14 protein-coding genes and 1 pseudogene are annotated in these 12,806 nt (G+C 59.7%); all 15 read right to left on the reverse strand.

Annotated features, from left to right (window positions below):
• Positions 1 to 802 precede the first annotated feature (802 nt).
• The 15 genes and pseudogenes from nifW to K289_RS0134835 all read right to left on the reverse strand — a co-directional run bounded on the left by nifW (position 803) and on the right by K289_RS0134835 (position 12,538).
• Positions 803 to 1,132 carry a nitrogenase stabilizing/protective protein NifW gene (gene nifW, locus K289_RS0134760; protein WP_027555671.1) on the reverse strand — a complete coding sequence of 110 codons (330 nt, stop codon included), beginning with the start codon at positions 1,130 to 1,132 and terminating at the stop codon, positions 803 to 805.
• A gap of 15 nt (positions 1,133 to 1,147) precedes the next feature.
• Positions 1,148 to 2,341 carry a homocitrate synthase gene (nifV, locus tag K289_RS0134765; protein ID WP_051311107.1) on the reverse strand — a complete coding sequence of 398 codons (1,194 nt, stop codon included), beginning with the start codon at positions 2,339 to 2,341 and terminating at the stop codon, positions 1,148 to 1,150.
• 892 nt (positions 2,342 to 3,233) lie between these two features.
• Positions 3,234 to 3,821, reverse strand: a complete 588-nt coding sequence (locus tag K289_RS0134770; protein WP_051311109.1) for an N-acetyltransferase — start codon at positions 3,819 to 3,821, stop codon at positions 3,234 to 3,236.
• A 267-nt stretch (positions 3,822 to 4,088) separates the two neighbouring features.
• The gene (locus K289_RS46180; protein WP_051311111.1) at positions 4,089 to 4,844 is read right to left on the reverse strand and encodes a nitrogen fixation protein NifQ; all 756 of its coding nucleotides are present in this window, start codon (positions 4,842 to 4,844) and stop codon (positions 4,089 to 4,091) included.
• Positions 4,845 to 4,888: 44 nt separating this feature from the next.
• A pseudogene (nifH, locus tag K289_RS0134780) lies at positions 4,889 to 5,170 on the reverse strand (nitrogenase reductase); the annotation flags it as partial.
• A 526-nt stretch (positions 5,171 to 5,696) separates the two neighbouring features.
• Complete coding sequence (locus K289_RS52525) at positions 5,697 to 6,047, reverse strand: hypothetical protein (protein ID WP_027555675.1); 351 nt, start codon at positions 6,045 to 6,047, stop codon at positions 5,697 to 5,699.
• The gene (locus K289_RS0134790) at positions 6,028 to 6,300 is read right to left on the reverse strand and encodes a nitrogen fixation protein NifZ (protein WP_027555676.1); all 273 of its coding nucleotides are present in this window, start codon (positions 6,298 to 6,300) and stop codon (positions 6,028 to 6,030) included. The genes K289_RS52525 and K289_RS0134790 overlap by 20 nt, the downstream gene beginning before the upstream one ends.
• A complete protein-coding gene (locus K289_RS0134795; protein ID WP_027555677.1) occupies positions 6,297 to 6,614 on the reverse strand; it encodes a nitrogen fixation protein NifZ in 318 nt (105 codons plus the stop codon). The genes K289_RS0134790 and K289_RS0134795 overlap by 4 nt, the downstream gene beginning before the upstream one ends.
• A gap of 408 nt (positions 6,615 to 7,022) precedes the next feature.
• Positions 7,023 to 7,241, reverse strand: coding sequence for a 4Fe-4S binding protein (locus tag K289_RS0134800; RefSeq protein ID WP_027555678.1), 219 nt, complete (start codon positions 7,239 to 7,241; stop codon positions 7,023 to 7,025).
• Between the two features lie 17 nt (positions 7,242 to 7,258).
• Positions 7,259 to 8,815, reverse strand: coding sequence for a nitrogenase cofactor biosynthesis protein NifB (gene nifB, locus K289_RS0134805; RefSeq protein WP_027555679.1), 1,557 nt, complete (start codon positions 8,813 to 8,815; stop codon positions 7,259 to 7,261).
• A 775-nt stretch (positions 8,816 to 9,590) separates the two neighbouring features.
• A complete protein-coding gene (locus K289_RS0134815) occupies positions 9,591 to 10,457 on the reverse strand; it encodes an SIR2 family protein (RefSeq protein ID WP_027555681.1) in 867 nt (288 codons plus the stop codon).
• Positions 10,457 to 10,678, reverse strand: a complete 222-nt coding sequence (gene nifT, locus K289_RS0134820; protein ID WP_027555682.1) for a putative nitrogen fixation protein NifT — start codon at positions 10,676 to 10,678, stop codon at positions 10,457 to 10,459. Before nifT ends, K289_RS0134815 begins: the two co-directional genes overlap by 1 nt.
• Complete coding sequence (gene nifS / locus K289_RS0134825; protein ID WP_027555683.1) at positions 10,675 to 11,871, reverse strand: cysteine desulfurase NifS; 1,197 nt, start codon at positions 11,869 to 11,871, stop codon at positions 10,675 to 10,677. Before nifS ends, nifT begins: the two co-directional genes overlap by 4 nt.
• A gap of 12 nt (positions 11,872 to 11,883) precedes the next feature.
• Entirely contained in the window at positions 11,884 to 12,177 is a 294-nt protein-coding gene (locus tag K289_RS0134830) for a NifU family protein (protein WP_027555684.1), read from the reverse strand.
• A 40-nt stretch (positions 12,178 to 12,217) separates the two neighbouring features.
• Positions 12,218 to 12,538, reverse strand: a complete 321-nt coding sequence (locus K289_RS0134835) for an iron-sulfur cluster assembly accessory protein (RefSeq protein WP_027555685.1) — start codon at positions 12,536 to 12,538, stop codon at positions 12,218 to 12,220.
• Positions 12,539 to 12,806 lie beyond the last annotated feature (268 nt).

Below are 12,806 nucleotides of genomic sequence, written 5' to 3' on the forward strand. Positions count from 1 at the left end.
CCCGCGCATGTGCCGTGTGCTCCAGCTTCGCCCACCTTCTGAAAAGCGCCTCGAGGAATGCTTCGGGCCGCCGCTCGCCACGTTCGGCCTGCGCGCAAGCGGCGCCGACCGCACGGGCCGAGCCGAGTTGGGCCCGCTCGGCCCCTCGCGGAACCGGCCAAGAGTTGCCCGGTTGCGGTTAAGTGCTGGCCGACCGTTACAGGCCTATCACGGGCGGCCAGGTAGCAATCGGTCACTCCCATGGCGGAACTAGCCCCGAAGATGCGCGCCTTGGGCAAATACACTTCGGCCGCAAGTGGACCCATGGTCCGCGAGGTCGCCCTGCCGCGGGCCTGCCCGGAGCGCCACAAGGATGGACCGCCCGCAGGGGACGACAGTCGTATGCGCTCCTGGCGCAGGATAGGATCGGTCACGGGCAGCATTCCTGCCCGACCGGAGTGAGGCAGCTGTTGCTGCAAACAGCGGTGCGCATGCGCTTCTCCAAGCTTAGCTGCGCAAAGCAGACAGCAAGTGTCGTACCAAGTTTACATGTCTGGCAAATCCTGCGCCGCTATATGGATTTTGCGTAAGCCGCTCATCGCTCGCGTGCAATTGGGTCGCGGCGCCGACAAGCGGCAGACGTCGGAAACACGACAAGGCCACGGCGATCGCTGAAACCAACGTTGTCGAGAACGCGACATGCCCATCTCCCGCCGCAACTTCGATTGACCGATCAATGCCTTCACGCGCACGCATTAAAGATCTAGCGAGCTGACTTGGCCTGGAATTGAGAATGGCGTTCCACACACGCAAGCCAGCTCTTTCACTTCAAAGCGTTGAGCTGAACGAGAGCTTGAGCCTTTTTCGGCCGTGGACTGACGGCGTCCTTCAGAACCTTGAACACGCGCTGGTCAATTGGAGAGGAGGTGACGAAATCGGCATAAGCTCGCTCCAGCACTTCCTTGCACCGTTTCGCTACAGCTTCATCCGGCGCGCCAGTAAAATCCTCGGCTTCGAGATATTGTCCCATGCGTCTTAGAATGTGGAGCCGCGCAACATTCACCACTTTCGGGTCGTATTCGACCTCCAATATCGCGAAGATTTCCTCGGCCGCCGCGGCCTTGTTCAATCGCGCGAGGATGCCATCAACCATTTACTGTCTCCGTCTTCACCTTTGTACCGAAGCGCTATCCTGGAAGCAGCTGGGCGGCGAGCGGTCGCGGACGTCGTGCCAGATCTTTATCACGGTCTCTCGCGTGACCGTCCCTTTGCACTCGACAGCATGCTTGCGGACCCGGGCAAGGACCGCCCTCGCTTGAACGTCGGTCGCCGATAGCCGCAGTTCGGAGAGCAACGCCGTGATGGCGGCGAGCCCTGAATGTTTGCCGATCACGAAACGATTGGAACGACCAAGCAGCCGTGGGTCGAGTGCCTGATAGGTGCGCTGGTCCTTCAGGAGACCATCGACATGTATGCCCGATTCATGGGTAAAAACATCCTCACCGACGATCGCTTTATTGAGTGGAATCGCGCGAACGGCGGCCGCCGCGACAAGGGCCGCGACGTTCTCAAGCTCCGACAGTACGACGCCCGTGTCGCGGCCATAAAGCTGCTTGAGCGCGACAGCGACCTCTTCCAGCGGCGCGTTGCCGGCGCGCTCGCCAAGGCCGATCACGGTGACGGACGCATGTGTCGCGCCCGCTTTTATGGCGGCGAGCGTGTTGGCTGTCGCAAGACCGAGATCGTCATGGCCATGGAATTCGAGCTCGAGATCGGTGGTGGCGCGTAGTACCGAAACTATGGCAAAGGCCGTATCTGGGTCGAGTACGCTGAGCGTGTCCGCGACACGAAAGCGGCGTGCGCCGGCGCGTTTTGCCGTAGCCAGCAATTCGATCAGGAAATTGACGTCGGCCCGCGAGGAGTCTTCGGCGCCGACTGAGACATCAAGGTCCTTCTCTCGAGCATAGCCGACAACCCGCCTCACCTGCTCCAGTGCAGCCGGTCGGCTGCCCCCCAGCTTGGCCGCAATTTGGATGTCGGAGGATGGAACCGACAAATTGATCATTGACACACCGGCGCTGAGCGCCGAATCGACGTCAAAGGTCCGCATGCGGCACCAGGCGATGATCATCGCCGGCAGACCGGCTTCGACGATAGCCCGGATCGCGCCGATCTCTTCTTGGCCCATGGCCGGTGTACCGGCTTCGATCTCAGTAATTCCGGCGCGCACCAGCGCGCGGGCAATCGCTTGCTTTTCTGCCGCCGTGAAGGCCACGCCAGGCGCCTGCTCGCCATCGCGCAAGGTGGTGTCGTTCAGGACGATCGGTCGCGGCGGCGTTTTACCGGACTGCATCACTCTCATCAGGGGGCAATACTCCACTTTCTGTGACGGTGAGCAACCGGCATGCCAGATCACGATAGAGCCTATACGCTCGAAGATGCGGACCTGTCCGTCGATGAGTCTTTGTCGCGAAACTAACAACGTCGACAGCGCGCCAGCTCAGATCTGCGTCGCTTGCGAGCGACATTGACGTTCATCTCGAACCTGGATCCTCCTGGTCGGCCCGGTCTCCCTGGCTCCAGCTCATTTCATGCTACCTCGATACGACACTCTTGGTCAGATAGCGGCTCTAGCCGACGAGCCAGACTCACCACAGTTTTCGCGCGCGCCCCCGTCAGAACCGATTTCTTCTCGAAATTGCGATACTTGCGGATCTGGGGATGGGGCTCAGCTAGCCACCTCGATGCACCTCGAGCCGCCCGTGGCGGGCAAGATCAGAACGGAACGGACCCGACGGCATGAACCAACAAGCGCCGAGTCCGCCCCTGCATCACGCGACGGCTTCAGTGATGCAGTCAGGACCAGGGCAAGCACCGTGCCATATCGGACGCTGTAAGGATCGCTAGGTTCTGCATTGCAGTGCCTTCGCTTGTCTTGATTCGAACGCCAAGATAGATCAGGTGAATTGTCGCCTATGTCATAAGCCAAGCATTGATGAGATCGCATCGATTGATTTTGAATGGTTCGATTCGGACAAAGCGCGTGCCGCCATCCCTTATGGTCGAACGACTGGAGATGACCGCCTTGCGGATGCGCTACCAGCTGGAGCTGCGTGGCAGCACTCGCGCCCATGTGTACGCTCGCAGCTGTTGGTCGAAAGGATGCTGACTGATTCTAGTCTTCGCCTTGTGAGATCTGAGAAGGTCCGAGCTCGTCGCTTCTGGTGTATCCGCTTGTCGTCAAAGGATTCCGCTCAAGTCGGCAGTCGCAACATCGGCGTGAGCGGCGGCGAGGAACCGTGTTGTATCTCGCCAATGGTTTTGAAGCCGTGGCGTCTGTAAAGCGTTATGTTTTGTGGATTTGAACTTTCGAGATAGGCGGCGACGCCTTCTTCATCACATCTTCGAAGCGCGTACTGCATGAGCTTCGAACCAAGACCTTGTCCGACCCAGTTCGGATCAGCAGCGATGAGTGGCAGATACCAATGCGGCTCTGGTGGATGATGTTCCGCCATTCCTCTGCGAAGACAGGCCATATCCTCTGCAATCTCCGGACGCAGAGACCGCTCCATGAGCACGTCCAGCGCCGGCTCATCTTGCGGCACACCGGGGGGGAGCCACAGCGCTGCGGCCCGGATGCCAGTCGCGATGTAGGCTGTGCCATTCTCGAATGCTCGACCTCCGCATGCGACGACGAACTCCGGCATACTGCTGAGATATTGGTTCGAGTCAGGCCAGCTCCAACGCGCCAATGGATCGGATGCAAAGCCGAGCACGATTGTCCAGACGGTGTTTACTCGCATTTCCACGTGCGCAGATTTGATCTCGCACTCCGCTGTCATAGTGTCGTTCCCATTTTTTCAGTCCAACGATCAGGGGTAAATCCCGAGCACCCAGGCCCCCCCCGCATGAGCGACGTCCGGCGGTTGCAGCACAAGGCTCGCAGCGTAGCAACCACTTCATCGGACTCACCTTCTCAGAGGGCAGCCCTCGACCGAGGCTTCGCGAGATGCGCCATGATCGAGGCTCCTCGCACGAGGCGAAGCCGGCCCGATGCCGCGGTCACCAAGGGGTCAATGATCAGCGGACCGCACCTTTAGCGCCAACCTTCACCCGGTCAGTGGACCGGCGGCTTTTTCATGCTTCTCGGCGTCGCGCATAAATTCCCGGCGGCGCTCGGCCATGCGGTTTTCGCCACTCTCCTCGCCGAAGCAAAGATCAAAATCATTGCATTGAGTGCACACCGGTGTCGTGCACATCACCAGGCCATCGTCCTCGCATAGGGTGCGATAGATGAAGCGCTTCCATCGCATATTTTTTGTATTTCGTGCAGCCAGTGGCGCGAAATGTCGTGTCAGAAGACGCGACAACTCAGCTCGCTGGCGCAATCCGAGATCCTCCCACAGATGATTCGGCTCCATCGCGCGGCGCGCAATCATGGCAGCGAGCCAGCGGCTGATCTCGCCTTCTGTCGATCGCTGCGCGAGCAAGAGGTCACGCACCATGACGGTCTCGTCCTCGTTAGTTGAGCCCGGCTTCGCCGTCCGAGCGACCGGCCAGACGGGCGCAGATGGGAAGCATTTGGTGCGAAGCTGATCGAGCTCCTGCTCAACAAGCCCGACCTGCTCGGTGAGAGGCCCACCATCCATCGCGGCGACGGAAAGGACGGAGGCGAGCACATGACGATCAAAATCGCGATCGTCCGTTAGGTCGGCATCTGTGGGATCGCAGCCGACCAGAAGACTGTAGAATTGCATTCCGACGTCCCGACCTTCCGTAGCAGAGCTAGCCAGCGAGGGTGACACTTCGTCCAATGAACTTGATCGCGCTGCGGTCACCTGTGACTCCGGTCGATTTTCCTGCATCTCGTGCGACTGTGCGTGCCCATCTTCGGGGTATCCGCGACCACCTATTGAACGGCGAGCTCGGCGGCGGTTTTGCCCACCTGGTCCTCATCGACCGGCTTCATGATGCCGTGCTCCATCAGCATGTCCTCGAGTTTGTCCATGCGGATGGGGGTCGGAATGATGATGTTGTGGATTCTGCTCGCGAGATTGCGATAGTGATCCGCCTGCTTGGAGTCGGGGGCGTATTCCAGCACCGTCATGCGGCGCAGCTCCGCGTGCTGCACGACATTGTCGCGCGGCACAAAGTAGATCAGCTGGGTTCCGAGCTTCTTGGCAAGGGCTTCCGTCGTCGACTTGCCGATACCACCCTTGCCGTAAAACGCAATTTGTCTCAGTGACGACATTCTTGTTCTCCATCCAGTCCACTGCCGATGATTTTGCGCAGCACTTCAGCGATGTTGATGCTCTTTAAACTGCGCGCGGACAGGTTTCAGGAAGAACGATCTCGCAGCCACTGACGAGGGCACGTCCTTGAGCTCCGCTCGCAGTAGCTAATAGCAAGCGGCGTGCCATTCTCCGAGCCGGCGCTACGCGCGTCATCATGACAGTACGACGGTGATGAACGGTTCGCCGAAGCGGCACCGCGGCAATGTTTTGTGTCAGAGATACGACGGGTGAACGTGAGCCAATTTTGTTGGCCCTGCAAGCAGCGCAGAGCGCAAATCACTTTGGTCAGTCGAAGCGAGAATAAACTCGATCCATATCGGGCGGTGCAATTGGCCAGGTCGCCAAATATCGATCCGATATGCGACGTCCAACACCGAGCCCAACAGCTTGATTTCGAGCAACCAAGGGTGCCGTGCGGAATTGTTAGGGCCAGAAAGAGCGCTCGGGATCGGCGCTCAAGAAATCGGTCGCACTCTTCAGGCACTTGTGCGTCGAGTGGAGTTCCCAAAGGCTGTTATCGTGATTCTTGCGCAACAGCCGCCACCTTGCGCTCCTGCAATCGTGGCGCAGGAGCGCGATATCGATGAGACCACCTTGCATGTCGATATGGCGTGAGCAGCATGGACTCTCGATCAAGTAACCAGCCGGAACGCAGGTCACTCGCGGTGACACATAACGGTAGTACCGACGCGTGTCCAACGTTCGTTCGATACGCCTGCGATCGAGATCGTTAGGATGCGCCGGCAGTTCGGGCTCATGAGCCGTCGTGCTCATTAACTCTGCCTTCCGGGATCGGTGCGATTTCTTCTTCGAGACAACCGATGACCAGTTCCTTGCCAAACTTGACGACATAGATCGGCAAGTTCGTTCCGGTGTGCTGTGCAACGCGGACGACCTGGCCGATGTCGCCGACGCTGACCAGAACGCCTTCTGACGGTGCTCCCGGCAATGAGCCGTTATTGATGAGATCAACCTTCGCTTTGACTCGCTGGCCAGACTGATACTTCGGCCGCCTTGGTTTGATCATCGGCAATTACCTCCGGGCAAGGGCCGTTCCTCGGCGTCCTCATTCGCCAAGAGCAGAGCGAGCTCCTTCCGCCTCATCCCGACCCGATGCCCGGTCCTGACAAATTCGACGCCGTACACGTAGAATTTCTGCAGGAACGTCCCGATCGAGATCACGTAGCCGATCTCTCCCTTCTTCGCCAGGATGTCGCCGACCTGCTTGCCGGCGTAAGTGCCATCGTTACGAATCGTGTACTTGGCCCGGACTTTCTCACCGCAATTGAAGAAGGGCGCCGACGTCAACTCGACGACGTCATCATCAGCCATATTCCTCATGTTCAACTCTCTCGGCCTCGGTTTGCGCTCGCAGCCCACGTGGGACAGGGCTCAGGCGGCGACGTCTCGCTCACTGTCCAGTCGCGCACTGAAACCCGTGTCGGTCGTCGGCGGCACCAGTTGAGCGAGCATTTCCTTACGCTTGTGGAATAGGCCAAGCAGCCATTTCAGCGAGCTCGCTTTTCACATCTGGTCCCCGGCCGGCAGATTCAGCTTTGATGCTGTCGCGTTCGACGGCGTCGAGAGCGTTGCGCGCTCTTGGTAGCCAACTCGATGGCAAGTCAACGCGATTGGACGGGGCCGACCGCGAGACAAAAAGCCTGCGGGCGTCCCATCGACCGCAGTATTGCGCCGGTCTCACTTGTTCCGTGCATGGGAAAGGCCCCCGCCCCTCATCGTCTCTTGCCCTCAAGAGGCGTAGCGCGGTCGCGCCATGTCAAGCACGCAAGTGTTGTCGACCGGGCAGACCGCGACGCACTGCGGTTCGTCGAAATAGCCGATGCATTCGGTGCATTTTTTTGGATCGATCACGAAAATCCCGCCTTTCTCCGAGATTGCGACATTGGGACACTCCTGTTCGCAAGCAGAACAGCCCGTGCACTGCGAGGCGACGATCTTGAACGGCATTGTTTTGCTCCCCCGCCTCACGCCGCTGAAATCATGGAGGCGGGCGCGGTCGCGGCGTCGCCGCGCTCCACATGCTTGATCTCGCCGGTTTTAACCCTGTCGAGATAGCGCTTGAACCAGGCGATCGCCGACTTTTCGATAAACGCATGGGCGTATTGATCGACTGGCTCAATGCCAGCCTTGATCAATTCAGCTTTGGGACAGCCGCCGATCCTTGCGACGAAGACCGCGTGGCAATCGTCGATTGTACGGATAATGGTCGGGAGCCGATCTTCCTCGGCATAGCCGCCGCCGCAATAGAGCTCGACGGGACGATGGCCCACGATCTTTGCGCCTGTGGCGGAGAGTTCGTAGATCTGGAACTCCTTGGCGTGGCCAAAATGTTCGTTGATCAGTGCCGAGCCTTTGGTCGCGACCGCTACCAGCACCTTTACGGTGTCGGCGCAATCCGCGAGCTCCGCAAGCTGCCGACGTGTGGCCGCAACTTTGGCGTGGCGCACATTTTCGACCCTGGCCTGATAGGCCTTTCGGGCCTCCACATCGTATTTGTGCCCGAGCGCCACGATCCTTTCGGTGGTGAACTCGGCTCGGCGGTCATCACCTAGGAGGCCGACTGCGTCTGCACGACATTGGCGGCAGTGTCGCATCATTTTCATCTCGCCTTCGCAACTATCCTGCAGCGTCTTCAGTTCCCGTGCCGTCGGACCACGCTGCCCGTTCAACCCAAACACAGTGCCATGCTTTGGCGAAGAGATCAGCGGCATTATGTTGTGCAGGAACGCTCCGCGCGATTTCACCTCCTTGTTGACCTCAACCAGATGCTTGTCGTTGATCCCCGGGATCATGACCGAGTTGATTTTGCAGAGGATCCCGCGCTGTGTGAGGACGCCAAGCCCCTGGAGCTGCCGCTCGATCAGGATCTTTGCGGCATCGATTCCGACATGGCGCTTATGCTTGTAGAATATCCAGGGATAGATCCTTGCGCCGACTTGCGGGTCAATCGCGTTGATGGTGATCGTGACGTGATTGACGTTGCATTTCACGATCGCATCCACGTGATCCAACAACGCGAGTCCGTTGGTCGACAGACAGAGCTTGATGTCGGGTGCGACCTTGTTGACGAGCTCGAATGTCTTGAAGGTTTTTGCCAGATTGGCAAGGGGATCACCCGGGCCCGCGATCCCGAGTACCGTCAGCTGTGGAATTGTGGAAGCCACAGCCAGCACCTTGTTCGCCGCCTGCTCAGGCGACAGCTTCGCGCTGACGACCCCCGGGCGCGACTCGTTGGCACAATCATATTTTCGGTTGCAATAGTTGCACTGGATATTGCAGACCGGCGCCACCGCGACATGCATTCGCGCAAAGTGATGGTGTGCTTCCTCGCTGTAGCACGGATGATTCTTGACCTTCTCCCAGATCTCGGACGTCAGATCAGCCGAGACTGCGTGCGGTGCACAGCCCGCCATTCCGCCAGCGCCGGTCCCGCTGCATCTCCCGCGCTCCGTGAAGGCCTGTCTGGCTTTATCCATCGTTGCGCTGCCATCCGATGCCTTGCGTTCCGCTGACACGTCCATATACCCGGTCTCCATAGAGGGTCGAAGCGGCTCCATGATCACTTCCTGGAGCCGTTCTGCAGACCATTAGCAACTCACGTGCCATGGTCGCATCGCGCGAACTAGCTGCTTGGTTCAATGGTTTAACGGGAAGGCGCGTAGGGGCCGGAATTTGGACGCCGTGCTGACGGATGTCGTAGGTCTGACACGCCGTACTGTTTCCGACAGCGTCGACCCTGCTGCAAAAATCGCTACTCGCCTCCCTTATACCCGTTCGGAGAAGCTGGGACCTGGGCGCAGCGATAATGTGGTTTGACATAGGCTGAACGAACTGAAGTCGAACCGCGGCACGCTAGTCGTCGCCTGTCGCAGCCCCACAGCTGTCTCTATCCCGTGGTAGAATCGTTTGACACGGTGGCTAGCGTGGTGGAGACAGGAGGTAGAAGCAGATCGAATTGTTGCGACTGCTTTTCGGCGTGATATTTCCAGACTTCCACGTAGCTAAGAAGCTGATAGCGCTCCCGGCTGCATGGACCCACGGAACGCGAGATGGCAGTACATCATCTCTTGATCGAGCGCGAGCGGGATCAGCTTCTTCAGAGGGCCGACAGGGCTATCTCGGAAAGCAAACGGCTCGTGGATTCACTACACCAATCGATAAGCCAGGCGCAGGAGCTGGAGCAGCGCCTGAACTACGACCATTGCCTTCCGCATTGGGGGACCACCGCCGAAACAGGTGAGATGGCACGGTCTCCTTGATTTGAACGTCCCTGTTGGCGCAAGGGAGCAAAGAAGGCTAAGCCGCGCACACGAGCTCGATAGCGCGCGAAAGCGGGATGGCGAGCGGCGCCATGCCCTGCGCGACCAGGAAGCGCAACTCATTTTTCGAGAGCGCAGTCGGATCCACCACAGCGTAGTGGGTCTCCGCCGAACGCTTCAACACTTGTCGGGCATAGGTACGCAGGAGCTGGTCGTTGAACCGGCAACCGACGAACAGAAAGCTACGATCCGTACGGCGCGCCTTCACCTCGTCCGGAATTGGCGTCTGGATGTCGATCTCGGTCAATGCTTCAACGTAGTCCGCATCCGAGATCAGGAAATTCCTTGCCGGCGCGACACTGCCATGCGGTTTGTAGAGAATGGTGGTCCAGCGCCCGGCGATCTGACCATCGACCTCCTGGCCCGCCGCATCGTAGAAGCGATACCAGCGTTCCTCGCCGAGGCCGGCGCGAGTGATACCCTGGATCTCGCCCCAGTCCTCGCGCAGGCCGAAGGCTGCTCGCATCGCTCCATCGTACCAGCTATCGACTACTAATGGTAGCGCCAGCGTGGCCAGATATTGGTGCAATGCTGTCGGCGCGGCTGCCGCCGCGAATGCTTCTGCCATCAGCGCGCTCACGGTAGCACGATGCCTCGTGTTTTCGATGTGCTGAGCCGAGGCCCAGGCGTTTCCCCTGGCCCGGCGCGGCAGCGCGACCTTGCTGGCGAAGAACGCCGCGAGCGCCTCTGGAGCCATCGGCGCTGTCGAGGTGGAGAGTTCGGCCAAGCCAGGCCCGAGATAAGGAACGACGCGGCCCTTCCGCAGGTGCTGTGCGACTTCTCGGAGGCTGGCCTCGGCGTCCGCCGAGCTGGCGAAGTCGATGCGAGGGGCCAGCGCGTTCATCAGTCCTCTTTGTCCCCGCCCCGCTTCTTGGCGTTAATCGTAATCGGCAGGCTGGTGTCGCCTGCCATCTGAGGCAGGTCAAGAACCCATCCATTGGCTAGTCTGATCCAGCCACCCCACAAGGCCTCATTCTCCGATTCCACGATCGGCTCTTCGAGATCCTTCTTTGGCACGTAGATTGAAAAGCCTGTTTCCGGCGACCGGCGAAGCATGACTTTCATGGACTCAGCTCCATGGGAAGAGAGGTGCCGCTCGCACGCTCCTGCTTCGCGGTTGACGTTGCCCGAGAGCTCGCAATGACATCGGCCATTACCTGCACGACGCGTTCAATCTCGCTGCTTGTCGTCTCGCGCGACAGCGAGAAGCGTATCGCTCCGTTCATTGAGTCTGGCGGCACCTTCATCGCGCGCAGCACATGCGAGGGTTCCATCGAACCGGACGTGCAGGCCGAGCCAACGGATGCGGCAATGCCGGCGCGGCTTAGATGATGGATGATCGCCTCGCCTTCGAGATGCTCGAACGCGATGCCAGTTGTGTTCGGTAAGCGGCTGTTGACGTCGCCGAGCACCATGCAATGACCGAGATTCAGAAGGCGCTGCTCCAGGCGGTCGCGCAATGCGCCAATCCGCGCCTGCTCCTGCTCGAGCCTTGCCACGGCAAGCTCCGCCGCCTTTCCCAAGCCGATGATCCCCGGGACGTTTTCGGTGCCGGCGCGGCGCTGCCGCTCCTGTGGGCCGCCCGTGATGAGCGGCCTGAACCTGGTGCCCTTGCGCACGTAAAGCGCGCCAATCCCTTTCGGCCCATGGAGCTTATGGGCGGAGAGCGAGAGCATATCGATCTCCGTCCGCTTGAGATCGATTGGGATCCGTCCCACGGACTGTACGGCGTCGGTATGGAACAGGGCGCCGGCTGAGCGCGCCATTTTAGCCAGATATTCTACCGGAAAGATTGTCCCCGTCTCGTTGTTTGCCCACATGATAGAAGCAACCGCGGTGCGGGGCGACAGAGCCCGGCGGTATGCCTCGACGTCGATCCGGCCGCAGCTATCGACGGGAACAAGATGGCATGTCGTGCCACGACGGGTGAGCTCGTTGGTGAGCGATAGCACGGCCGGATGCTCCACCGCCGTGGTGACCACTTGGTCACGCCCTTCCTGCACCGCAAGCGCGGACAGAATGGCTGTGTTGTCGGACTCTGTACCGCCCGAGGTAAACACAATCTCGCTGTCAAATTCCGCACCGATCAGGGCCCGCACACATTTTCTGGCCTCCCTGACGGTTCCCGCGACATCGCTTCCGAACACATGCCCCGACGAGGCATTGCCAAACCGCTCCGAGAAGAACGGTAGCATCGCCGCGATGACCAGCGGGTCAGTGCGCGTGGTCGCATTATTATCGAGATAAATTGGCCGCACCAAGCGCCTCACTCAATGCCGCACTTTCGCAGCTCCAGCAGAGGGGATCAGGCGGACGAACTCACCTAGCCGCTCGATCAAGCGCGCCTGGATACCCTCCAACGTCGCGCTCGCGAGCTTGCAGAGCACGCAGGCACCGGTGAGCTTGACGATGATCTTGTTACCGTCAATCTCGATCAGCTCGCAGTCTCCGCCATCACGCTTGAGGTTTGGCCGCACTTCGTCGAGCACGGCGCGGACGATTCCCTCGCGCTCTGCAGAGGATACGGCTGACGCAACTTTCTTGTCGTGGATCTGGACCTGCATGTTGCGATGACCTTTCCGCCAGACGATCTGGCGCGCAAAATCAGCTGAACGATTTGCCGCAGGAACAGCGCGAGCTCGCGTTCGGATTGTCGAACATGAAGCCAGACCCCTCGATGGTCACCGCGAAATCGATTGTGGTGCCGGCAAGATGCTCCCGGCTGGCATTGTCCACGAACACCTTGATGCCATCGCGCTCGACGATGCTATCATCGGGTTCAGCCGCCTCCGCGAGGCCCATCGTGTACTTGAATCCGGAACAGCCGCCGGCTTCGACCATGATTCGCAGGCCGCGCGACGGGGCGCCCTTTGAGGTGATCGCACTCTTCACCGCGTTCAGCGCATTCTCAGTCAAATTGATCATTCTACCCTCCAACTGCTTTGGACGATTGGCTGTCGTGCTCATTGGCAAGTCGTCGCGACAAGTCCTTCTTGGCAAGTCCCATGCCATCGATCGCGCAAGCAAAAGCGCTCGCATTTGCCGACGTCATTGTTTGGTTGGCGACGCGTGTCGGGTGTGCGACAAGACGTATTTGCGGGCGCGCGGACCAGTGGCGCCCGCGGTGCGGCGAGACATGTCCTGCAATCGCGCCGACCTGCCGCTAGCTTGCGCGCCCAGTAGGTTTGACGGC

The sequence above is a fragment of the Bradyrhizobium sp. Cp5.3 genome (assembly GCF_000426265.1).
In the GTDB taxonomy this organism is placed as follows: domain Bacteria; phylum Pseudomonadota; class Alphaproteobacteria; order Rhizobiales; family Xanthobacteraceae; genus Bradyrhizobium; species Bradyrhizobium neotropicale.